This window comes from Pseudomonas sp. CBS, from assembly GCF_024734645.1.
Taxonomy (GTDB): domain Bacteria; phylum Pseudomonadota; class Gammaproteobacteria; order Pseudomonadales; family Pseudomonadaceae; genus Aquipseudomonas.
On sequence record NZ_CP102929.1, the window covers coordinates 4,600,724 to 4,622,170 of the forward strand.

Consider the following 21,447-nt stretch of genomic DNA (forward strand, 5'->3'; position numbering starts at 1 on the left):
TTAAGAATATCCGCGCTTATCTACTATCGCCCTCACGCCGCAAGCAGTGCCGCCACTGCGAGGCACTTCTCATTTCAGGAGCACGACCATGAGCGCATCTCTACGTAGCGTTGACGGCCAGGACGAAGCAGCCATTTTGCGCGAGATCCAGAGCGCCCTGCGCGATCTGCGGTTTGGTGCGGTGGAAATCACTGTGCACAACGCCCAGGTAGTACAGATCGAACGCAAAGAGAAATTCCGTTTGCAGAACCCGGGCAACAAACCGAGCTGAGCAAGATCGGCGATTCGATTGCAAGACCCGCAACTATAAGAAAAAGCCAACACCCAAGAATTTCAGGAGCCTTCTATGTCGTCGATTCGCCGTTATGCCCTGGCAGCACTGGCCAGTGCCGTGTTTGCCGGTTCCGCCGTTGCCAAGGATTACGAACTGCTCAACGTGTCTTACGACCCGACCCGCGAGCTTTACCAGGACTACAACGCTGAATTCACCAGCTTCTGGAAGCAGTCGCACCCGGGCGACAACGTCAAGATCCAGCAATCCCACGGCGGTTCGGGCAAGCAAGGCCGTGCGGTGATCGACGGCCTGCGTGCCGACGTCGTGACCCTGGCCCTGGCCGGTGACATCGACGAAATCGCAAAGCTGGGCAAGACCCTGCCGGAAAACTGGCAAACCCGCCTGCCGGACGCCAGCACTCCGTACACCTCGACCATCGTGTTCCTGGTGCGCAAGGGCAACCCTAAAGGCATCAAGGATTGGGGCGACCTGATCAAGAAAGACGTTTCCGTGATCACCCCGAACCCGAAAACCTCCGGCGGCGCCCGCTGGAACTTCCTCGCCGCCTGGGCCTACGGCCTGAAAGCCGGTGGCAGCGAAGCCAAAGCCCAGGAATACGTGAAAGAGCTGTTCAAGCACGTGCCGATCCTCGACACCGGCGCTCGCGGTTCGACCATCACCTTCGTCAACAACGGTCAGGGTGACGTGTTGCTGGCCTGGGAAAACGAAGCCTTCCTGGCCCTGAAAGAAGACGGCGGCGCCGACAAGTTCGACATCGTTGTACCTTCGCTGTCGATCCTCGCCGAGCCGCCAGTGGCCGTGGTCGACAAGAACGCCGAGAAAAAGGGCAACACCGAGATTGCTACCGAATACCTCAAGCACCTGTACAGCCCGGCTGGCCAGGAGATTGCGGCGAAGAACTTCTACCGCCCACGCGATGAGAAAGTCGCCGCCAAATACGCCCAGCAGTTCCCGAAACTGGACCTGGTGACTATCGACAAAGACTTCGGCGGCTGGAAAACTGCCCAACCGAAATTCTTCAATGACGGTGGCGTGTTCGACCAGATCTACTCGGCCCAGTAGGCGCGAGCTTGCTCGCGAAAAGCTTCATGACGCCGCGTGCTTCCTGACTGCCCGCGTTATCGTTGACGTTTTTCGCGGGCAAGCCCGCTCCTACAGGGATCAGGAGCCCGCATTCGTTTGCGGGTTTTGCATGTCCGTTCCGCTAACCAAGGACTCTTATGTCGCGTCGTATCTCCCCCGTCATACCCGGCTTCGGGCTGACGCTGGGCTACACCGTGGTGTACCTCAGCCTGATCGTACTCATCCCCCTGGCGGCGATGTTTGTACACGCCGCTCAACTCACCTGGGATCAGTTCTGGAACATCATCACCGCACCCCGCGTGCTGGCGGCGTTGAAACTGAGCTTCGGCACTGCGTTGTATGCCGCGATCATCAACGGCGTGATCGGTACCCTGCTGGCCTGGGTGCTGGTGCGCTACACCTTCCCCGGGCGCAAGATCATCGATGCGATGATCGACCTGCCGTTCGCCCTGCCCACCGCCGTCGCCGGTATTGCGCTCACCGCGCTGTACACGCCCACCGGCCTGGTAGGCCAGTTCGCCGCCGACCTGGGCTTCAAGATCGCCTACACCCCCTTGGGCATCACCCTGGCGCTGACCTTCGTCACGCTGCCCTTCGTGGTGCGTACGGTGCAGCCGGTGTTGGCCGATATCCCACGGGAAATCGAAGAAGCGGCCGCCTGCCTTGGCGCCAAGCCCTTGCAGGTGTTTCGCTACATCCTGGTGCCGGCGCTGCTGCCGGCCTGGTTGACCGGGTTCGCCTTGGCGTTTGCACGAGGTGTCGGTGAGTACGGTTCGGTGATCTTCATCGCCGGCAACATGCCGATGAAAACCGAGATCCTGCCGCTGCTGATCATGGTCAAGCTCGACCAATACGACTACCACGGCGCCACGTCCATCGGTGTGCTGATGCTGGTGGTTTCCTTTGTCCTGCTGCTGCTGATCAACTTGCTGCAGCGGCGCATCGAACACCCATAAGGAGGCGCGGAACATGTCCCAATCGTCTATTTCCGCCGCGTCCTCGGCCAACGCTGCCCGTCGTGGCAGTGCGGTGTCCCGACGTATCCTGATCAGCCTTGGCTGGCTGGTGTTCTTCCTGTTTTTGCTGCTGCCGCTGTTTATCGTGGTGTCCCAGGGCCTGAAGAATGGCCTGGGTGCATTCTTCACCGCGATCCTTGAGCCGGACGCGCTGTCGGCGCTGAAACTCACGGTGATCGCCGTGGCGATTTCGGTACCGCTCAACGTGGTGTTCGGTGTCAGTGCCGCCTGGTGCGTGAGCAAGTACTCGTTCCGTGGCAAAAGTATCCTGGTGACCCTGATCGACCTGCCGTTCTCGGTCTCGCCGGTGATCGCCGGCCTGGTCTACGTGTTGATGTTCGGCGCCCAGGGCTTCTTTGGCCCGTGGCTGCAGGACCATGACATCCAGATCGTGTTTGCCTTGCCGGGCATCGTGCTGGCGACCATCTTCGTCACCGTGCCGTTCGTGGCCCGTGAGCTGATCCCGCTGATGCAGGAACAAGGCACCCAGGAAGAAGAGGCCGCGCGCCTGCTGGGCGCCAACGGTTGGCAGATGTTCTGGCATGTCACGGTGCCGAACATCAAGTGGGGCCTGATCTACGGCGTGGTGCTGTGTACCGCGCGGGCCATGGGTGAGTTCGGTGCGGTGTCGGTGGTGTCCGGCCACATTCGCGGCGTAACCAACACCTTGCCGCTGCACGTCGAGATCCTCTACAACGAATACAACCACGTCGCCGCGTTTGCCGTCGCGAGTCTGTTGCTGATCCTGGCGCTCTTCATCCTGCTGCTCAAGCAGTGGAGCGAGAACCGTATTAACCGCCTGCGCGCCGGTGCGGCTGAGGAATAAGTCATGTCGATCGAAGTCCGTAATGTCAGCAAGAATTTCAACGCCTTCAAGGCCCTGAACAGCATCAATCTGGACATCCAGAGTGGCGAGCTGGTGGCGTTGCTGGGCCCGTCCGGCTGCGGCAAGACCACCTTGCTGCGGATCATCGCCGGTCTCGAAACCCCGGATGCCGGCAGCATTGTGTTCCACGGTGAAGACGTCTCCGGCCACGACGTACGTGATCGCAACGTCGGCTTTGTGTTCCAGCACTACGCGCTGTTCCGCCACATGACGGTGTTCGACAACGTCGCGTTCGGCCTGCGCATGAAACCGAAAAACCAGCGCCCCACCGAAAGCCAGATCGCGGTAAAAGTCCATGAGTTGCTGAACATGGTGCAGCTCGATTGGCTGTCGGATCGCTACCCGGAACAACTCTCCGGCGGCCAGCGCCAGCGTATCGCCCTGGCCCGCGCTTTGGCGGTAGAACCTAAAGTGCTGCTGCTGGATGAACCGTTCGGTGCCCTGGATGCCAAGGTCCGTAAAGAACTGCGCCGCTGGCTGGCGCGCCTGCACGAAGACATCAACCTGACGTCGGTGTTCGTGACCCACGACCAGGAAGAAGCCATGGAAGTGGCGGACCGCATCGTGGTGATGAACAAGGGCGTGATCGAGCAGATCGGCTCACCGGGGGAAGTCTACGAAAACCCGGCCAGTGATTTCGTTTATCACTTCCTTGGGGATTCGAACCGCTTGCACTTGGGTGAAGACAAGCACGTGCTGTTCCGCCCGCATGAAGTGTCGCTGTCGCGCCATGAGCTGGAGGACCACCACGCGGCTGAAGTGCGTGATATTCGCCCGCTTGGCGCGACTACCCGGGTGACCCTGAAAGTCGAAGGCCAGAGCGAATTGATCGAGGCAGAAGTGGTGAAAGACCACGACAGCCTGACCGGCCTGGCGCGGGGCGAGACGTTGTTCTTCAAGCCCAAGGTCTGGCAAAAAGCCTAAGACGTTGATCGTTCCCACGCTCCGCGTGGGAACGCCTCTTGTGACGCTCTGCGTCACGCTTCAGGACGCGGAGCGTCCCGGGCTGCATTCCCACGCAGATCGTGGGAACGATCATGTGGGAGCGGGCTTGCTCGCGAAAGCGGAGTGTCAGTCACCAGATGTATCGACTGAACCACCGCTTTCGCGAGCAAGCCCGCTCCCACATGTGGATCTCCAGTGTCTGTCAGGCCGTGGCGTTCTTGTGCCGCACGGCCACCGGCCCCGAGCGCTCTTCAATCTGCCGCTTCAGGTCATGCCGTAGCCCCACCAGAAACGCCAACTCCGCCACCACAAACAACGGCCCCACGATCAACCCGGACACGTCATCGACAAATGCCGGCTTGCGCCCCTCGTAGTAATGCCCCACAAACTGGATCACCCAGCCCACCACGAACATGCCGATGCCGCTGCTCAGCCACACCAGCGTGCTTTGCGCCGCCAGCACATGCCCGGCCCACACCGACAGGCCCATCAGCACCGTCATCAGCACACCGAGTGCCAGCTCCAGGCGCAAATAGAACCACGCCGAGAACAATGCCAGCAGCACCGCAGGCGACAGCCAGAGCCCGGCCACCGTCCATTCGGGGCGTGACAGCAGCACGGCCACCGCCACCACAATCAGCGGGATGCCGATAAAGTGGCTGGCGATATTGCGCGGGTCGCGGTGGTAGGCGGCGTATTGACTGAGGTGGTCGACGAGGCTTTTCATTGTTGTTCCTCCTGTAGGATGTTTGATCATGCCCTGTAGGCCCGCGACACACTGTCAACTGGCCGACAATCTTCGGAGTTCGCATGGATGTAGAGAAATGGCACCCACGGTTGGCCACCGGTCACTGGTACAGCCATCTGCCTGCTGACTTACAGAATAGCTTGCTGGCCAGCGCCCGGTTGCGGCAGCTCACGGCGGGGCAATACCTGTTCAAGCGCGGCGACCCGCCGTGTGGGTTGTACGCGGTGCTGGAAGGCTCCCTGCGCATCAGTGCGGTGAACGAGCAGGGCAAGGAAGCGGTGCTGAGCCTGGCGGAATTGCCGTACTGGTTCGGCGAGATCTCCCTGTTCGACGGGTTGCCCCGTACCCACGACGCCTGCGCGGTCGGGCCTTGTACGTTGTTGCAGGTGCCGCAGCCGGCCTTGCTGCACATCCTTGAACAGACTCCGCGTTACTGGCGCGACATGGCCCTGTTGATGAGCCAGAAGCTGCGCCTGACCTTTATCAATATCGAACAATTGAGCCTGATGCCGGCTTCGGTACGGGTGGCGCATCGTTTGCTGATGATCGCCGAAGGCTACGGCGACATCGAGCAGGTGCGGCAGGTGCTGCAACTGCCCCAGGAAGACCTGGCCGCAATGTTGAGCCTGTCACGCCAGACCACCAACGCGCTGCTCAAGGATCTGCAGGGCCAGGGCATCGTGCGCCTGGGCTATGGCGAGATCGAAATCCTCGACCCGCAGCGTTTGCGCGAGGCGGCGCACGCCTGAGGGTGGTAGCCTGCGTTCACGATTATTCGAGGTGTGTTATGCGCGTCCTGCTAGTGGAACACGAGTCAGAGGCGGCCGAGGCGATGGGCCGCAGTCTTGAAGAGGCGAGTTACATGGTGGAGGTGGCGGCCAACGGCATGGCGGCCCTGCGCTTTGTGGAAAGCACCGAATACGACCTGGTGATCCTGGATGTGATGCTGCCGGGGTTGAATGCCTGGAAGCTGCAGCAGGCGATTCGGTTGAAGGGTGAGACGCCGATGTTGTTTTTGACCACGCCCGACGGGATTGAAGACCGGCTGCGTGGGCTGGAATTGCATGAGGATGATTATTTGCTCAAGCCCTTTGAGGCCCGGGCCTTGGTGGCGCGGGTGAAGAAGGTGTTGCGGCGGGATCGGGGGCGCTGACTGATTCTGGCTTTTGTGGTGTTTGATCGACCGCTTTCGCGAGCAAGCCCGCTCCCACATTTGACTGCATTCCAAAGGATGTACTCGGTCAAATGTGGGAGCGGGCTTGCTCGCGAAGAGGCCCTCACAACCACCGCAACTCCACCTACCTCAACCCATCCCGAAACTGCCCCGGCGTCATCCCGGTCCAGCGCTTGAACGCCCGGTTGAAACTGCTGGTATCAGCAAACCCCAGCAAATGACTGATCTCCGCCAGCGAACACTCGGGATCCCGCAGATGCAGCAGCGCGAGGTTCTCCCGACATTCGTTCAGCAGCGCATCAAACCGGCAGCCCTCGTCCGCAAGGTGCCGCTGCAAGCTGCGCAAACTCAAATGCAACGCCTGGGCGATGCGCTCGGCACTTGGCTCACCGTCGGGTAACTGCGCTTCAATGGCCGAACGCACCTTGCGCTCCCAGGTCAGCGGCCGCAGTTGCGCCAGGGTGCGCTTGAGCACGGTTTCATTATGTTCGGCCAACTCCGGGTTGGCATCGTCCAGGTGGCTGTCAAAGTCCTGGGCGGCGAATTCCAGACGGTCTTCCTCGGCGGCGAAAAACACGGGGGCACGAAACACCGTGTGCCACGGCTTGGGGTCGGCCGGCTCGGGCCGCCGCAGGTACACCGCCAGCGGCGCATATTCGCGCCCCAGTCGATTGCGGCATGTGCGCACGTAAATCGCGGCGAACGCATCAATCGCTTCAAACGCTGGCGCGGGTGTGCCGGCAGGTTGTTGCAGGCGAAAGCGGTAACGTTCGCCCTCCCGGCTAAGCTCCAGGCTCAGGGCGTCGCTGACCACCTGGTGATAGCGCACGATCCGCTCGAACACTTCCCGCAGGCTGCCGCTGGCCACCAGCGCATAACCCAGCGCATGGAACGTGGTGGGGCTGACAAACCGCGACACCCGCAAACCAATCGCCGGGTCGCCACTGGCCTGCACCGCCAGTTCCCACAGGCGCGTGGTGGCCGACAACGGATAACGTGCGTTGGGATCGTCCATCAACTGCGGGTCAAGCCCGGCCTGGGCGCACAGCGCGGCGCTGTCGAGGCCCAGGGCGTCGAGCTGCTTGCGCAGGGCGCGGGTCCAGCTGGCGAGGGAGGTCGGTTCGGTCATGTTGATTGGCGCTTGCGGTCAACAGGTTGGCGTGTGGGGCTAGCGTCCCGCCAGATCGCATAGGGCAGGATGTACGCATCAATAAGACAGAGGATGGAAGCATGGACGGTACTTCTGCAAGCCCCCGGCGGATGAACGCACAGCAGCGCTCAGCGCATATTCGTGAAGTGGTGCTGGCCGAGGGCCTGTTATTGCGTCAGCGCCACCCCTGGCTGCTGCATCAGGACGCGTTGGGCGCGGGCATCCTGGCCTTTGCCCTGGTGGGCATGCTGGGTTCGGCGGCGCTGTATATCACCGGGCACATGGCGTGGTGGGTGTGCCTGCTGCTCAACGCATTCCTTGCATCGTTGACCCACGAGCTGGAACACGACCTGATCCACAGCATGTACTTTCGCAAGCAACGCCTGCCCCACAACCTGATGATGGGCCTGGTGTGGCTGGCGCGGCCCAGCACCATCAACCCTTGGGTGCGACGCCATATTCACCTGAATCACCACAAGGTGTCCGGCAGCGAAACCGACATCGAAGAGCGTGCAATCACCAACGGTGAGCCATGGGGCCTGGCGCGGTTGCTGATGGTCGGTGACAACATCATGTCGGCACTGATCCGGGTGCTGCGGGCACCAACCTGGAAGCACAAGCTGGGCATTCTCAAGCGCACGGCGCTGGTCTATGCACCGCTGGCGCTGCTGCATTGGGGCGCGTGGTATGTGTTCCTGGGCTTTCATGCCGCCAATGGCATCGCCAGCCTGCTGGGCGCGCCAATCGACTGGTCAGCCAACACCCTGGCGGTGATGCACATCATCGACATCGCCGCCGTGGTGATCATCGGGCCCAACGTGCTGCGCACCTTCTGCCTGCACTTTGTCAGCTCCAACATGCACTACTACGGTGACATCGAGCCGGGCAATGTGATCCAGCAAACCCAGGTGCTCAACCCTTGGTGGCTGTGGCCGTTGCAGGCGTTCTGCTTCAACTTCGGCAGCACCCACGGGATTCATCATTTCGTGGTCAAGGAACCGTTCTACATCCGCCAGATGACGGTGAAAACGGCTCACAAGGTGATGGCTGAAATGGGCGTGCGCTTCAACGATTTCGGCACGTTTGCCCGGGCCAATCGGTTTGAGCGTGCTGCCCATTCATCGGTGGCGATCAATCCGGCTGAAACGGCGACGCGCTGAGGATTGCGCCTCGTCAGCAGGCAATAAAGGCCAGGGGCAGGTCGCGGATCTGTTCGCGCAGCGGCGGCTGGTAGTGGTCGTCGCTGATCAGCTCGTGCAGCAGTTCTTCACGCAACTGATGGAAGTCGAAACTGCTGCGCTGGCGCGGATGGGGCAGGGCGATGTCCACCACCTGCTTGATCCGCCCCGGGCGGGGCTCCATGACCACCACGCGGTCGGCGAGAAAAATCGCCTCTTCCACGTCGTGGGTCACCAGGATCGTGGTGATTTTAGCCCGCGCACGGATGGCCAGCAGTTCGTCCTGCATCTGCTGGCGGGTCAGGGCGTCGAGGGCGCCGAAGGGTTCGTCCAGCAGCAGGATGCGCGGGCTGGCCACCAGGCCGCGGGCAATCGCCACCCGTTGCGCCATCCCGCCGGACAACTGGTGCGGGTAGGCACGAGTGAAGTCGGTGAGGCCCACCAGCTCGATAAAGTCGCCGATGCGCTGCTGCTTTTCGGCAGCGCTCAGGGGCTCGTTGACCAGGCCCAGGCCGATGTTTTCTTCCACCGTCAGCCAAGGGAACAGACGGTGTTCCTGGAACACGATGCCGCGCTCGCCACCAATCCCGCTGACGGCCTTGCCATCGACGCTGATCTGGCCGCGAAACTGTGTGTCGAGGCCCACCAGCAAGCGCAACAGGGTGGATTTTCCACAGCCGCTGGAGCCGACGATGGCGACGAACTCACCTTCGGCAATATCCAGGTTGAATTCGCGGATGGCCTCCAGTTCGAAGCCGTCGACATCAAAGGATTTGCCCACATGGGCGAAGCTGACGATAGGTGCGTTCATGCGTGCCTCCAGCGCGTGGCGCGGGTTTCGATGCGTTGGCCGATAAGGTTGAGAGTGGCGCCGGTAAGGCCCACCAGAAGCATGCCGCTCATGATCAGGTCCATGCGCAGCAACTGCTGGGCACCGATCATCAGGCTGCCGATGCCGCCATTGGACGGCATGAAATATTCGGCGCCGATGGTGCCCAGCCAGGCGTAGATCAGGCTCAGGCGCAGGCCGGCAAAAATCCCCGCTGCCGCACCCGGCAGCACCAGCCGCCGCAGGCGTTGGCCGAGGCTCAGGCGCAGGACCTGGGCCGCTTCATTCAAATGTGGCGACAGGTTCAGTACGCTGCGTTGGGTGGCGATAAACAGCGGGAAAAACGCGGCAAGGGCGATGAACACCCACTTGGCCAGTTCGCCCAGGCCGAACCAGGCGGTGAGCAGCGGTACCCAGGCGAAAATCGCAATCTGGCGCAGGGCGGCAAGGGTCGGGCCGAGTACCCGTTCACTGGTGCGCGACAGGCCCAGCAGCAAGCCCACGAGGAAGCCCAGGCCGCCTCCCAGCACCAAGCCGCCCAAGGTGCGTCCGAGGCTCAGGGCCAGGGCGTTGACCAGGCTCATGTCCAGCACCCCGGCCGCGGTGGTTTGCAGGACGGCCCATGGGCTGACCAGGATGTTTGGATCCACCCAGGCCTGCTGTGTTACCAGTTGCCACAGCGCCACTAAACCCAGCGGCAGCAGCCAGGGTTGCAGGCGTTGCCAGCCTTGGTAGCGCGGGCCACGACGAATCTGTGCGGTGGCCGGATGGGGCCAGTGCACCCACTTGCGGTCCAGCCAGCCGACGCCGCGGTCCATGACCACGCCCAGCACGCCGATCACCACGATGCACACGAAGACGATATCCAGCATGAACAGTTGCCGCGCCCACACCATCAGGTAGCCGATGCCCTCACTGGAGGCCAGCAGCTCCACGGCCAGCAACGAAGTCCAGCCGGCGGCCAGGGCCAGGCGCACACCGGCCATGAACGCCGGCAATGCGGCCGGCAGAATCAGGCGACGGATCAACAAGTGAGAAGGCAGGCGCAGCACCCGTGCGGCTTCACGCAGGCCGGGCTGGGCGTCGCGCACCCCCACCAGCGTATGCAGCGTGACCGGCACCACAATCGCCTTGACCAGCACCACCAGCTTGAGGGTTTCGCCAATTCCGAAAAACACCATGAACAGCGGGATCCACGCCAGCGTCGGGACTTGCGACAAAGCGCTGAACGTCGGGAACACCAAGCGCTCGGCTCGGGGACTGAAACCCAGCAGCGCCCCCAGCAATGCCCCGGCACTCACGCCCGCGAGCAAGCCCCAGAACAACCGTTGCAGGCTGATCGCCAGGTGGCTCCACAACTCACCGCCGGCCAGTTCCACTGCGCTGCTCCAGACCAGCGACGGGGCGGGCAGGATCTGTTCGCTCATCCAATGATTGCGGCTGGCCAGCCACCACAGGGCGAACAACGCCAGCGGCAGCAGCCAGGGCAACAGGCGGTCGCCCAGGTGCGGCCAACGTGGCTGCCGCCCTTGGGCAGGGGCCGCCAGTGGCAGGCTCAATAGCGAGATTCGGGCCATGGATGACCTCCGTTGTCCGGTGGGCTTTATGTTTTTTTGATCTTATAAACAAACAATCAAGACGATTGAGGGATAAGAAAAACCATTTAAAGCCGCTACCCCACACGCATCCAATGCATTTGGAGAATATTTTCCATGCTGTTGATGCATAGCCTTCTGGGGCCTGGGTTTGGCTGCCTATAGATCTTAAAGCTATTAAATTGTGAATTTATAGTATTTAAAGTTTTGATCCGCTTATGCCTACTTTCTGCTCCCCAGGCTACCGCCGCCCTCAGGAGCACCCCCTATGAAGCTGCCCTTCAAACGCTTGATCACACTGGTTGCCGGCACGGCGTTGGCCGGGCTGGTGCAGGCTGCCGACCTCAAGGAAATTCGGATTGCCGTGCCCGACCTCACCGCCGGTACCCAACACAGCGGCGGCGGGGTGGTGGACGTGCTGCGCCAACAGCAGATCTTCGAAAAGGCCTTCGCCGACCAGGGCATCAAGATCCAGTGGAATTTCTTCAAGGGCGCGGGCCCGGTGATCAATGAAGCCTTCGCCAATGGCCAGGTGGACCTGGCCTACCTGGGCGACCTCGCGGCTATCATCGGCAAATCCAACGGCCTCGACACGCGCCTGTTGAGTGCCAGCGCCCGAGGCGTCAAACATTATCTGGGGGTGGTGCCGGGTTCGGGCATCAAGACCCTGCAGGACCTCAAGGGCAAGCGCGTTGCGGTGTTCCGCGGCACTGCCAGCCAACTGTCATTCGACAGTGCATTGGCCAGTCAGGGCTTGAGTGAAAAAGACCTGAAAGTCATCAACCTGGACTTCAACGCCGCCGTCGCCGCACTGGCCGCCAAGCAGATCGACGCGACCTGGGGCAGCTCGGGCCTGAGCGCGTTGCAAGCCAAGGGCCTGGCCGAAATCCCGCTGAGCACCAAGGACCTGGGCGACGCCGGCAGTATCCAGAGCGTGTTGGTGGGCAGTGGCAAGTTTGTCGATGAGCATCCCGAAGCCGTGGCCACGCTGCTCAAGGCGCAGCAGCAAGCGGTGCAATGGCTGACCGATGACAACAACAAGCAGGCCTACATCCAGTTGGTGTCGGGGCTGGCGAGTTATCCACCGGTGATCCTGACCAATGATTTGCAAGACCAGAAACTCAGCGAGATATTCCCGTCGACCCTCGACCCGGTATTCCTCGCCAAATTGCAGGACAAGGTGGACCTGGCATCGCAGCAGCGTTTGATCCGCAAGCCGTTCCAGGTGAGCGATTGGGTGGCGCCGAAGTTGGCGGCCGCCGGCATCTGAAGCCCCCCTAAAGCAAGCTACCTTCGTAGCAGCTGTCGAGCCCCCGCGAGGCTGCGTCGGGCGCGACGCGATCTTGCTGTATGACTCCAAGTTCTGCAGCGCTGCCGACGCAGCCTCGCTGGGGCTCGACAGCTGCTACGTGGGAGGTGAGTGGGGCGGTGCGCTAGACCGCCACACTTACTTCGTGTTGATCCACTGCCACCAGCGTCTCGATCATCGCCTTGGCCGCCGGCGACAAGCGAAAGCCGGTGCGGCTGACGATCCCGCAACGGGCATTCAGGCTCTCCAGGTTTTGCGGCAGGTTGCGCCAGTGCAGCAGCACCAGTTCACCTTTGGCGATGTCCTCGGCAAACGCCTCTTCGGTGCCCACGCCAATGGCATTGGACTGCAGCACGATCTTCACCAAGGCCGGGAAGTGTTCGGTGTGAATGCTCGGTGAAAAATCCATGCGCCCGCTGAGGTTCGCCAGCAGTTTGCGAGTGCCCTGGGAAATCAGCGGCGCGGCCAACGGGTAATCAAACATGTCGTTGGTCGACAGGCTGTCCTTGGCCAGCAGCGGGTGCCCCGGGCGGCAGAAAAACACCCCGCGTTTGGGCGTCAGTGGCCGGGTCTGAAAGTTCGGGTCGGACTCGAACTGGCGGATGTCGGCGATAAAAAATTCGATCTCTTCACGGCTCAGGCTACGGCTGAGTTTTTCCCAGTTATCCACCTGGAAACTGGTGCGGATTTTCGGGTGCGCGGTGATAAACCGCGCCACCGCATCCGGCACCAGTTTCACTGCCGGCGCCGGGCCGCAACCGAAGCGCAATTCGCCCGCATCCAGCTTGGTCATGCGCGTGACTTCGCTGCTCAACAAGGCGGCGCCATGCACCAGGCTCAGGGCGTGTTGCAGCACCACCTGGCCTTCAGGCGTGGGGCGCAGATCCTTGTTGCCCCGGTCGACCAGCACGCAGCCGAACTCCTGTTCCAGCCCCTGGATGCTGCGGCTGAACGCCGGTTGGGTGATGCCCATGGCGTCGGCGGCGCGCACAAAACTGCGGTGCTCGTTGAGGGCGATGAAGTAGCGCAGTTGGCGAAGATCCATATGCTTTCCTGGCATTTGAAAAATAGGTCGAAGGCATTTGCGACCGGGGGAGCTGAGGTTTTAAATGCAAGCTCTTATTCCGTCAACGAAGCATTCGTTCATTTGCTAGACCTAAAATGCATATGAATAGAGCCTTGTTGCACGCTACTCCCAACCGAAAGCTGGCACATGAGGGTCATCACTATGAGCAACGCCGCACTAGCTGTTCAACCCGTCGCCCTGGCGATGGATATCCACCCGGTGGCCGGACGAATCGGCGCCGAGATCCGTGGCATCACGTTATCCGGCGGGCTGGACGCCGCCACGGTCGAAGCCATCCAGCAGGCGCTGGTGCAGTACAAGGTGATCTTCTTCCGCGAGCAGACCCACCTCGATGACCAGAGCCAGGAAGCCTTCGCCCACTTGCTCGGCGAGCCGATTGCCCACCCCACCGTTCCGGTGCGCGATGGCACGCGGTTCCTGCTGGAACTGGACGGCGCCCGTGGCCAGCGCGCCAACTCGTGGCACACCGACGTGACCTTTGTTGATGCCTACCCGAAAGCCTCGATCCTGCGTTCGGTGCTGGCGCCGGCCTCGGGTGGCGACACCGTCTGGGCCAACACCGCGGCGGCCTACAACGACCTGAATGCCGAACTGCGGGAACTGGCGGACAAGCTCTGGGCCGTGCACAGCAACGAATACGACTACGCCGCGCGCAAGCCGGATGTGTCGCCGGAGAAGCTGGAGGAATACCGCAAGATCTTCACCTCGACGGTCTACGAGACCGAGCACCCAGTGGTGCGTGTGCACCCGGTCAGCGGTGAAAAGACCCTGCTGCTGGGGCACTTCGTCAAACGCCTGAAGGGCTATTCACAGGTGGATTCGGCGCACCTGTTCAACCTTCTGCAAAGCCACGTCACGCGCTTGGAAAACACCGTGCGCTGGCGCTGGAACACCGGCGACGTGGCGATCTGGGACAACCGCGCCACCCAGCATTACGCCGTGGACGACTACGGCACCCAGGAACGCATCGTGCGCCGGGTGACGCTCAAGGGCGATGTGCCGGTGAGTGTGCAGGGGCAGCGTAGCCAGACCACCCGCGGTCTATAACTCCAACGCAAACCCCTGTGGCGAGGGAGCTTGCTCCCGCTGGGGCGCGAAGCGGCCCCAAAAAATGGGACTGCTACGCAGTCCAGCGGGAGCAAGCTCCCTCGCCACAAAAGCTTATCGGTCGTTTCGGGTCACCAGACCCCGATCTGCACCACCTTCTCCGCTTCCGGCTCTCCATACCTGAACCATTGGCCACGCAGATCAATCTCGGCATGGCTGATGGTGGTGCGCCGTTTCAAGCCTCGCAGCCATTCAAACAGATAACCCCGATGCGCCTCGCGCACATCCGCGTGCGCCGGGTCGGTGCCCAGGTCATGCAGTTCCTGCGGGTCATTCTGCAAGTCGAACAACTGTGCGGGGTAACCGTCGTAGGCCAGGTATTTCCAGCGTTCGCTGCGCACCATGGTCATGCGGCAGCGGTCGATGGGCTGGTCGAGGCGTTCCCGGGCCGGGGCCTGGAAGGCGTAGTCGTATTCGGCGATGGCGTAGCGGCGCCAGGTGATGTTTTCACCGTGCAGCAGCGGGATCAGCGAGCGGCCTTCCAGGCGGTGTTCGGCACCGGGTAATCCCAGCGCTTGCAGGAATGTGGGCAGCGCATCGATGGTTTCCACCAGGCGCTCGTCCACCGAGCCACGGCTGATATCGGCGGCAGCCCGAGGGTCGCGCACGATCAGCGGGATGCCCACTGCAGGCTCCAGCAGGAATTCCTTTTCACCGAGGAAATGATCGCCGAGGAAGTCGCCATGATCGCTGGTAAACACGATCAAGGTGTCGTCCCAGCGGCCATTGCTTTCGAGGAAATCAAACAGCCGGCCGAGTTGATCGTCCACCTGCTTGATCAGGCCCATGTAGGTCGGGATCACGTTAAGCCGCACTTCATCCCGGGAGAAATTCAGGCTCTCCTGGTGCTGGCGGAAGGCGTGGTACACCGGGTGATCACTTTCCTTTCCAGGCGTTGGTCGAATCGGTGCCTGTACATGCTCAGCCGTATACAACGCGTGGTACGGCGCCGGGGCGATGTAGGGCCAGTGCGGCTTGATGTACGACAGGTGCAGGCACCACGGCTGCTCGCCTTGCTCGGTGATGAAGTCGATGGCGCGGTCGGTGGTGTAGACGGTTTCCGAGTGCTGTTCATCCACCCGCGCCGGCAGGTGAGCGTTGCGCATGTGCCAGCCGCTGAGGATCTCCCCGGATTCGCCGGCGGCTGCATTCGCCCATTCGTGCCAGGGGTTGGTGCCGTCGTAGCCCTGTTCGCGCAGGTAGTGGGTGTAGGGCGCGGATTCACGTTTTTCGGTGAACAGCGGGCTGTCGGGGAAGATCCCGTCGTGGCGAAAATAGGCTTCGAAGCCCACCTCATTCAGCGGTTGGGCCTGGGCACTGTCGGGGTCGATTTCCAGGCGTTGCAGGGCTTCGAGATTGGGCGTGGCGTGGGTTTTGCCCACCAGTGCAGTGCGGATACCGTGGGGCCGCAAGTAGTCACCGATAGTCAGTTCTTCCAGAGGCAGCGGCACCGCGTTCCAGGCCACCTGATGGCTGCTGACATAGCGCCCGGTGTAGGCCGACATCCGCGACGGGCCGCAAATTGTGCCCTGGGTGTAGGCCCGGCTGAAGCGCACGCCGGCGGCGGCCAGGCGGTCGATGTTGGGGGTGTGCAGATGGGCATGGCCATAGCACGACAGGTAATCGCGGCGCAGTTGGTCGCACATGATGTACAGCACATTGCGCACGGGTTTGGGTTGGGACATGAGGCTTCACCGAACGGAGGACAGGCGAACGATTTCGCCGCTTGGCAGGCCTTGAAGCAAGTGCATTTGGGGAATGGGTTTTATGCAGTGAGTGCATGCGTTCGGCGACTAGCGCTTTCGCGAGCAAGCCCGCTCCCACATTCGATCGCGTTTCTACAGGATGAATGCGGTGAAAGGTGGGAGCGGGCTTGCTCGCGAAGGCGGTCGCTCAGACGGCAAAATTCTCCAGCGCACACACCTCTTCATCCTGCTCATCAATCACCTTGATCTGCTCGATCATCGCCTCCGCCAGCGGTGACAGGCGATACCCCGCGCGACTGACAATTCCATAGCGGGTGTAGCGCTCCTCCAGGTCTTCCGCCAAACCTTCAATCCGCAGGCACACCAGCTCGCCACGAGCCATGTGCAGTACGTCGCTGTTGGCGCTGACGATGCCGATGGCGTCCGAACGCAGCACCACGCCCAGCAGGCTGTACCCGTTTTCGCATTCGACGTTGGGCGTGTAGTCGGGTCGGCCGCTGAGGTCGACGATGACCTTGCGCAGGTTCGGCGGGCGAATCGTCACCGCCAGCGGGTAGCTCATCAGCTCGGCAGCGGTCACGCTTTCCAGCTCCGCCAACGGGTGCCCGGCGCGGCAGCAGAAGTGCCATTTACGTGGGCGCAGCCGGTGGGTCTGGTAATCCGGGTGGGCCTCGAAATGCCGGGTGTCGGCGACGAAAAATTCGAACTCTTCGCTGAGCAGGCGCTTGCTCAGGCTTTGCCAGTCGTCCACCTGGAACTGCACACGGGCCTTGGGGTAGCGCCCGATAAAACTGCCGATGGCCCTGGGGATCAATCCGGCAGCGGGCGCCGGGCCGCAACCGAAGCGCAGCTCACCCGCCTCCAGCCCGTTGAACTGGCTGATCTCATTCGCCAATTGCTGGGCACCGCTGACCAGCCGCCGCGCATGTTCGAGCAGTACCTGGCCTTGTTTGGTCGGCGCCAGGTCCTTGCGGCCGCGGTCCACCAACTGGCACCCGGCGCTGAGTTCCAGCGCCTGAATGCTGCGGCTGAAGGCCGATTGCGACAGGTTCACGGTCACCGCTGCCGCGACAAAACTGCGTTGCTCGGCAAGGGCGATGAAGTGGCGAAGTTGGCGCAGGTCGATATGCATTTTTCACATTGAAAATATCGGGGAAATGCATTGGCTATGCATTAGGTCGACTCCTTATAAAGGCTATCTCTTATGCAGTAAATGTTTGTAAAAACATAAATAAATAGCCTTTAGGAATATGCGATCCAGCGTATTTCCTGACACCGGAGCCGCTTATGAGCCTGTTGAATCGCGCTGTCCCTCCCTCTCCCTGGCGCCTGAAACGCCTGCCGATGGCGCTGTTGCTGGCGGGCAGTGCCGGTTGGTCCAGCAGCCAGGCGGCCGACGAGCCCGCGCCGGCGCCCAAGGGTGAGAACGCCAGTGGCCAGTTGGAAACGGTCACGGTGACGGCGCGGCGGCGTACCGAAAGTGCCCAGGAAGTGCCCACGCCCATGAGCGTGATCGGCGGCCAGGCCCTGGAGAGCCAGCGGGTCTACCGGATTCAGGATTTGCAGCAACTGGTGCCCAGCGTCAACGTCGCCTACATGCATGCGCGCCAGTCCAGCGTGTCGATTCGCGGGCTGGGGAACAACCCGGCCAGTGACGGCCTGGAAGGCAGTGTGGGGCTGTACATCGACAACGTGTACCTGGGGCGGCCGGGGATGGCCGTGTTCGACCTGATGGACATCGAACAACTCGAAGTACTGCGCGGCCCCCAAGGCACGTTGTTCGGCAAGAACACCACCGCCGGGGTGATCAATATCAGCACCCGTGCGCCGAGTTTTACTCCGGAGCGCAGCATTGAAACGTCACTGGGCGAGGACGGTTACTTCCAGACCAAGGGCACGATTTCCGGCCCGCTGACCGAGGACCTGGCGGGCCGTTTCTCCGCGTACCGCACCCGCAGCGACGGCGACATCAAGAACGAGTACGACGGCCACGACCTCAATGGCGGCTCGCGCCAGGGCTTTCGCGGGCAACTGCTGTACAAGCCCAGCGACACCTTCAACCTGCGCTGGATCGGCGACTACAACGAAGAAGATTCCAGCGCCGGCACCCGCGTGCTGTACAGCACCGGGCCGACCATCAATGGCACCAACCTGTATCAATCGCGGGCGGCGGCGGCAGGCGCGACCCTGGTCGACGGCACGCACCGCAAGGTCAACCTCGACAGCGACCAGCACGTCACCGTGTTTCAGGGCGGCACCTCGCTGGAAGCCAACTGGACCCTGCCCAGCGACTTCACCCTGACCTCGGTCAGCTCCTACCGCTGGTGGAATTTCACCCCGCGCAACGACGACGGCCTCAACGTCCCGGCCTCCTACAACGCCGGCGTGTCGGTGGAAGACAAACAGTGGTCCCAGGAATTTCGCCTGGCCTCACCCACCGGCGGCTTCTTCGATTACGTGCTCGGTGCCTACTACTTCGGCTCCGACCTGGATAACAAATCCTTCGCTTATTACGGGCCCAAGGCCGACATCTGGAACGGCACGCCCAGGGGCGCCTTGAACAACGTCAGCAGCGTGGGCAACGGGCATATCCGCACCGACAGCTTTGCGTTGTTCGCCCAAGGCACCTGGCACCTGACCGAGCGCCTGGACTTCACCGCCGGCCTGCGCGGTACCTATGAGCAGAAAAGTGCCTGGGTCACGCGCAACGCACCTATTGGCGGCGCTGCGGTGACCGGTGCGGCGGCCACTGCACGGCGCGGGCGCGCGGGGGCTTATGACTCCGGCGACCTCAACCAATACAGCACCAGCCCGTCCGGATTGTTGAACCTCAGCTATCGCTTCAACGACGACCTGCTGGGCTACGCCACCTTATCCCATGGCGAGAAATCCGGCGGGGTCAACCTGGCGGTCGGCTCCGCGCCCACCGCTGGCCCGGACTCACTGTTGATCGGCACCGAGCGCGCCAACAATGCCGAATTGGGGTTCAAAAGCACCCTGTGGGACCGTCGCCTGCAACTCAACGCCAACCTGTTCTGGACCCAGGTCAATGGCTATCAGACCAACGCCTACGACGACAGCAACCGCGTGCAGTACCTGACCAACGCCGGCTCGGTGCGCTCCCGGGGCGTGGAGGTGGAGAGCACGCTGATCCCGATCAAGGGCCTGACGCTCAACATCAACGGCTCGTACAACGACGTGCAGTACCTGTCGTACAAAGATGCGCCGTGCCCGCCGGAAGTCAGCCTGCGCCCGGGCGCGCCGGCTTCGTGCGACTTGAGTGGCCACCAGGTGGTGGGCGCCTCGAAGTGGATTGCCAACGCCAATGGCGAATACAAATGGAACCTGGATAACGGCTTTGAACCCTACGTCACCGCCAGTTATGCGTTCCGCTCCAAGGCGGTGGGCACGGTGGAAGATTCCGATTACGGGCAGATCCCGGCCTACGCGGTGGTCAACCTCTCTACCGGCCTGCGGGGCAACTATCAGCAGGGGCAGTGGGACGTGTCGTTGTGGCTGAAGAACGCGTTCGACAAGACCTACTACACCACGCTGTGGACCGGCGGTAATGGGGGTTATGAAGGGTTGTTGGGCACCCCGCGCACGCTTGGGGTGACCGGGCGTTACGACTTCTAGGCCGCCACCGGGGCGGTGCGATACGTCGCCGGGCTGAATACCCGGGTGAGTATCAGCATCGCCACCACCGTCAGCGTCAGCACCAACCAGGCGCTGACGAAACTGCCGGTCAGTTCCCGCAGCCAGCCGGTTAGCCACGGCGAGATGGCGTTGATCAAAAAGCCCACGCCCTGGACGAACGCCGCCAGTTGGCCGGCTTCCCGAGGGTCGCGGCGGTGATCCAGGGTCAGCAGCAGGCTCAGGGCAAAACATGCCCCCAGGCCGAAGCCGATCAGCGCCACCCACAGGTGCGGGAATTCCAGCGGCGCTGCCAGCAGGCCGATATAGCCCACGGTCTGGGCCAGCAGGCTGATGCTCAGCAACGGCCTACGATCAATACCGCGTTGCGCCAGTGCGGGCATCAACAGCGCGGCGATCACCTGGAAGATCGTCATGAACGCCAGCAGCGAACCACTGGGCAGCACGTCCCAACCCAACTGCTGATAGTAGGCCGGCAACCACGCGACCATGCTCATGTAGCCGCAATTCACCAGGCCGAAATACAGCGCCAGCAACCACGCCCGACGGTTGCGCAGGCCCTGGAACGGCGCCGTCACCTGCGGGTTTTTCGCCGCGCCCAATGGCAGCCACGCCCACAGCAACAGCTCGCCCAGGGCCGGTAGCAGCCAGATCCCGAGCCCCGCCTGCCAGTGCTGGAAATGCCCGGCCACCAACGGGCTGAGCAGCGCCGCCAAGCCACCGCCGCCCATCAGCGACGCCGAGTAAACCCCCATCGCCAGCGGCACGCGCTGGTGAAACTGGCGCTTGATCATCGCCGGCACCAGCGCCTGGATCAGCGCCACACCGGCGCCGCCGAACAGTGCGGTAGCCAGCAGCGCCGGCGCCTGGCCAAACAACCAACGCGCGAGGCACGCCAGCAGGATCATCATCAAACCCAGGGCAATCCCGCGACGTTCTCCCAGCTTCGCCTCCAGGCGCACACCCACCAACGCCACCAGCCCCATGCAGATCACTGGCAGGCTGGTGAGCAGGGCGCTGCTCTGGAAACTCAGGCCGGTGGCCAGGCGGATTTCCCCCAGCAATGGGCTGATGGAGCTGAGGATCGGCCGCAGGTTCAGGCCCAGCACCACCAGCAAACCCCAACCGGCGAGTTTGCCGGCGAACGAATTATTCAGCGTCATGCAGGGCCTGCCATTCACCGTAGAGGGCTTGCATTGCCGCTTGAGGCAGATGCTGCACGGGCAATTTTTGCTCCGCCAACGGCAACGCCATTTGCTGGTAGATCGCCGCTGTCGACAGGCCAAAAGGTGCTGCCACTTCGTTGCTGGCGGCGAATACCACGCGGGACACGCCGCACAGGTACATCGCACTCAGGCACATCGGGCAGGGCTGGCCGCTGGCGTAGATCACGCAGCCTTCCAGGCGCGGGCCGAGTTGGTGGCTGGCGGCGCGGATGGCGAGCATCTCGGCATGGGCGGTGGGGTCCTGGCTCAAGTGGATTTCGTTGACCGCTTCCACCAGCACCTTGCCGTCGCGCACCAGGACCGCACCAAACGGGCGGCCACCGGCGGCTACGTTGGCCTTGGCCAGTTGCACGGCGTGATGCAGATGCTGTTGATCTTCAGTCATGGAAACCCCCTCGTGCGCAATGAGGCGTGAAGTATGGGCAGCCGCAGGGGTATTCTGAAATTAAATATAACCAT

General features: G+C 62.3%; 20 protein-coding genes. 11 read left to right on the forward strand and 9 right to left on the reverse strand.

Going from position 1 to position 21,447, the window contains the following annotated elements:
• Positions 1–88 precede the first annotated feature (88 nt).
• From oscA to NVB75_RS21070, 5 genes are all read left to right on the forward strand, one after another.
• Positions 89–271 carry a sulfur starvation response protein OscA gene (gene oscA, locus NVB75_RS21050; RefSeq protein ID WP_003170956.1) on the forward strand — a complete coding sequence of 61 codons (183 nt, stop codon included), beginning with the start codon at positions 89–91 and terminating at the stop codon, positions 269–271.
• 75 nt (positions 272–346) lie between these two features.
• Entirely contained in the window at positions 347–1,357 is a 1,011-nt protein-coding gene (locus NVB75_RS21055; RefSeq protein WP_003218143.1) for a sulfate ABC transporter substrate-binding protein, read from the forward strand.
• A 158-nt stretch (positions 1,358–1,515) separates the two neighbouring features.
• Positions 1,516–2,334 carry a sulfate ABC transporter permease subunit CysT gene (cysT, locus tag NVB75_RS21060; protein ID WP_258343132.1) on the forward strand — a complete coding sequence of 273 codons (819 nt, stop codon included), beginning with the start codon at positions 1,516–1,518 and terminating at the stop codon, positions 2,332–2,334.
• Positions 2,335–2,347: 13 nt separating this feature from the next.
• Positions 2,348–3,220 (forward strand): sulfate ABC transporter permease subunit CysW, encoded by an 873-nt coding sequence (gene cysW, locus NVB75_RS21065; protein WP_177025672.1) that lies wholly within the window; start codon positions 2,348–2,350, stop codon positions 3,218–3,220.
• 3 nt (positions 3,221–3,223) lie between these two features.
• Positions 3,224–4,204, forward strand: a complete 981-nt coding sequence (locus NVB75_RS21070) for a sulfate/molybdate ABC transporter ATP-binding protein (protein ID WP_063033633.1) — start codon at positions 3,224–3,226, stop codon at positions 4,202–4,204.
• 223 nt (positions 4,205–4,427) lie between these two features.
• Here the strand turns inward: NVB75_RS21070 and NVB75_RS21075 are convergent, their stop codons facing one another.
• On the reverse strand, positions 4,428–4,952 hold the full coding sequence (locus tag NVB75_RS21075) for a DUF962 domain-containing protein (RefSeq protein ID WP_063033632.1): 525 nt from the start codon (positions 4,950–4,952) through the stop codon (positions 4,428–4,430).
• 83 nt (positions 4,953–5,035) lie between these two features.
• Here NVB75_RS21075 and NVB75_RS21080 point away from each other — a divergent pair, with 83 nt between their 5' ends.
• Positions 5,036–5,722: a Crp/Fnr family transcriptional regulator gene (locus tag NVB75_RS21080; protein WP_258343133.1), complete on the forward strand. Its 687-nt coding sequence runs from the start codon at positions 5,036–5,038 to the stop codon at positions 5,720–5,722.
• A 38-nt stretch (positions 5,723–5,760) separates the two neighbouring features.
• Positions 5,761–6,126, forward strand: coding sequence for a response regulator (locus NVB75_RS21085; RefSeq protein WP_218264122.1), 366 nt, complete (start codon positions 5,761–5,763; stop codon positions 6,124–6,126).
• Positions 6,127–6,271: 145 nt separating this feature from the next.
• Here the strand turns inward: NVB75_RS21085 and NVB75_RS21090 are convergent, their stop codons facing one another.
• A complete protein-coding gene (locus tag NVB75_RS21090; RefSeq protein WP_063033630.1) occupies positions 6,272–7,276 on the reverse strand; it encodes an AraC family transcriptional regulator in 1,005 nt (334 codons plus the stop codon).
• A 101-nt stretch (positions 7,277–7,377) separates the two neighbouring features.
• Here NVB75_RS21090 and NVB75_RS21095 point away from each other — a divergent pair, with 101 nt between their 5' ends.
• Positions 7,378–8,457, forward strand: coding sequence for a fatty acid desaturase (locus NVB75_RS21095; RefSeq protein ID WP_258343134.1), 1,080 nt, complete (start codon positions 7,378–7,380; stop codon positions 8,455–8,457).
• 13 nt (positions 8,458–8,470) lie between these two features.
• Here the strand turns inward: NVB75_RS21095 and NVB75_RS21100 are convergent, their stop codons facing one another.
• Together NVB75_RS21100 and NVB75_RS21105 are read right to left on the reverse strand one after the other, a co-directional pair.
• Positions 8,471–9,286, reverse strand: a complete 816-nt coding sequence (locus NVB75_RS21100; RefSeq protein WP_258343136.1) for an ABC transporter ATP-binding protein — start codon at positions 9,284–9,286, stop codon at positions 8,471–8,473.
• Positions 9,283–10,881, reverse strand: a complete 1,599-nt coding sequence (locus NVB75_RS21105) for an ABC transporter permease (protein WP_258343138.1) — start codon at positions 10,879–10,881, stop codon at positions 9,283–9,285. The genes NVB75_RS21100 and NVB75_RS21105 overlap by 4 nt, the downstream gene beginning before the upstream one ends.
• 286 nt (positions 10,882–11,167) lie before the next feature.
• On the opposite strand from NVB75_RS21105, the gene NVB75_RS21110 reads away from it, so the two are divergent.
• Positions 11,168–12,169, forward strand: a complete 1,002-nt coding sequence (locus NVB75_RS21110; protein WP_076015538.1) for an ABC transporter substrate-binding protein — start codon at positions 11,168–11,170, stop codon at positions 12,167–12,169.
• A 163-nt stretch (positions 12,170–12,332) separates the two neighbouring features.
• On the opposite strand, the gene NVB75_RS21115 is transcribed toward NVB75_RS21110, so the two are convergent.
• Positions 12,333–13,253 (reverse strand): LysR family transcriptional regulator, encoded by a 921-nt coding sequence (locus tag NVB75_RS21115; RefSeq protein ID WP_258343141.1) that lies wholly within the window; start codon positions 13,251–13,253, stop codon positions 12,333–12,335.
• Between the two features lie 183 nt (positions 13,254–13,436).
• Between NVB75_RS21115 and NVB75_RS21120 the strand changes: the two genes are divergently transcribed.
• The gene (locus NVB75_RS21120) at positions 13,437–14,342 is read left to right on the forward strand and encodes a TauD/TfdA family dioxygenase (RefSeq protein ID WP_258348695.1); all 906 of its coding nucleotides are present in this window, start codon (positions 13,437–13,439) and stop codon (positions 14,340–14,342) included.
• Between the two features lie 131 nt (positions 14,343–14,473).
• Here NVB75_RS21120 and NVB75_RS21125 read toward each other — a convergent pair whose 3' ends face one another.
• The gene (locus NVB75_RS21125) at positions 14,474–16,087 is read right to left on the reverse strand and encodes an alkaline phosphatase family protein (protein ID WP_258343143.1); all 1,614 of its coding nucleotides are present in this window, start codon (positions 16,085–16,087) and stop codon (positions 14,474–14,476) included.
• Between the two features lie 208 nt (positions 16,088–16,295).
• Positions 16,296–17,240, reverse strand: coding sequence for a LysR family transcriptional regulator (locus NVB75_RS21130; RefSeq protein ID WP_076015534.1), 945 nt, complete (start codon positions 17,238–17,240; stop codon positions 16,296–16,298).
• 155 nt (positions 17,241–17,395) lie between these two features.
• Between NVB75_RS21130 and NVB75_RS21135 the strand changes: the two genes are divergently transcribed.
• The gene (locus tag NVB75_RS21135; protein ID WP_258343146.1) at positions 17,396–19,744 is read left to right on the forward strand and encodes a TonB-dependent receptor; all 2,349 of its coding nucleotides are present in this window, start codon (positions 17,396–17,398) and stop codon (positions 19,742–19,744) included.
• Here NVB75_RS21135 and NVB75_RS21140 read toward each other — a convergent pair.
• Positions 19,741–20,925: a CynX/NimT family MFS transporter gene (locus tag NVB75_RS21140; RefSeq protein ID WP_258343147.1), complete on the reverse strand. Its 1,185-nt coding sequence runs from the start codon at positions 20,923–20,925 to the stop codon at positions 19,741–19,743. The two genes, NVB75_RS21135 and NVB75_RS21140, sit on opposite strands and share 4 nt — an antisense overlap.
• Positions 20,912–21,373, reverse strand: coding sequence for a nucleoside deaminase (locus NVB75_RS21145; protein ID WP_258343149.1), 462 nt, complete (start codon positions 21,371–21,373; stop codon positions 20,912–20,914). The genes NVB75_RS21140 and NVB75_RS21145 overlap by 14 nt, the downstream gene beginning before the upstream one ends.
• Positions 21,374–21,447: the final 74 nt, after the last annotated feature.

Coding starts and splice junctions, on each gene's coding strand:
- NVB75_RS21080 (WP_258343133.1), top strand. CDS start 5,036: ATGGATGTAGAGAAATGGCACCCACGGTTGGCCACCGGTCACTGGTAC.
- NVB75_RS21135 (WP_258343146.1), top strand. CDS start 17,396: ATGAGCCTGTTGAATCGCGCTGTCCCTCCCTCTCCCTGGCGCCTGAAA.
- cysT (WP_258343132.1), top strand. CDS start 1,516: ATGTCGCGTCGTATCTCCCCCGTCATACCCGGCTTCGGGCTGACGCTG.
- NVB75_RS21120 (WP_258348695.1), top strand. CDS start 13,437: ATGAGCAACGCCGCACTAGCTGTTCAACCCGTCGCCCTGGCGATGGAT.
- NVB75_RS21145 (WP_258343149.1), bottom strand. CDS start 21,373: ATGACTGAAGATCAACAGCATCTGCATCACGCCGTGCAACTGGCCAAG.
- oscA (WP_003170956.1), top strand. CDS start 89: ATGAGCGCATCTCTACGTAGCGTTGACGGCCAGGACGAAGCAGCCATT.
- NVB75_RS21125 (WP_258343143.1), bottom strand. CDS start 16,087: ATGTCCCAACCCAAACCCGTGCGCAATGTGCTGTACATCATGTGCGAC.
- NVB75_RS21140 (WP_258343147.1), bottom strand. CDS start 20,925: ATGACGCTGAATAATTCGTTCGCCGGCAAACTCGCCGGTTGGGGTTTG.
- NVB75_RS21105 (WP_258343138.1), bottom strand. CDS start 10,881: ATGGCCCGAATCTCGCTATTGAGCCTGCCACTGGCGGCCCCTGCCCAA.
- NVB75_RS21115 (WP_258343141.1), bottom strand. CDS start 13,253: ATGGATCTTCGCCAACTGCGCTACTTCATCGCCCTCAACGAGCACCGC.
- NVB75_RS21055 (WP_003218143.1), top strand. CDS start 347: ATGTCGTCGATTCGCCGTTATGCCCTGGCAGCACTGGCCAGTGCCGTG.
- NVB75_RS21075 (WP_063033632.1), bottom strand. CDS start 4,952: ATGAAAAGCCTCGTCGACCACCTCAGTCAATACGCCGCCTACCACCGC.
- NVB75_RS21130 (WP_076015534.1), bottom strand. CDS start 17,240: ATGCATATCGACCTGCGCCAACTTCGCCACTTCATCGCCCTTGCCGAG.
- NVB75_RS21070 (WP_063033633.1), top strand. CDS start 3,224: ATGTCGATCGAAGTCCGTAATGTCAGCAAGAATTTCAACGCCTTCAAG.
- cysW (WP_177025672.1), top strand. CDS start 2,348: ATGTCCCAATCGTCTATTTCCGCCGCGTCCTCGGCCAACGCTGCCCGT.
- NVB75_RS21085 (WP_218264122.1), top strand. CDS start 5,761: ATGCGCGTCCTGCTAGTGGAACACGAGTCAGAGGCGGCCGAGGCGATG.
- NVB75_RS21110 (WP_076015538.1), top strand. CDS start 11,168: ATGAAGCTGCCCTTCAAACGCTTGATCACACTGGTTGCCGGCACGGCG.
- NVB75_RS21090 (WP_063033630.1), bottom strand. CDS start 7,276: ATGACCGAACCGACCTCCCTCGCCAGCTGGACCCGCGCCCTGCGCAAG.
- NVB75_RS21095 (WP_258343134.1), top strand. CDS start 7,378: ATGGACGGTACTTCTGCAAGCCCCCGGCGGATGAACGCACAGCAGCGC.
- NVB75_RS21100 (WP_258343136.1), bottom strand. CDS start 9,286: ATGAACGCACCTATCGTCAGCTTCGCCCATGTGGGCAAATCCTTTGAT.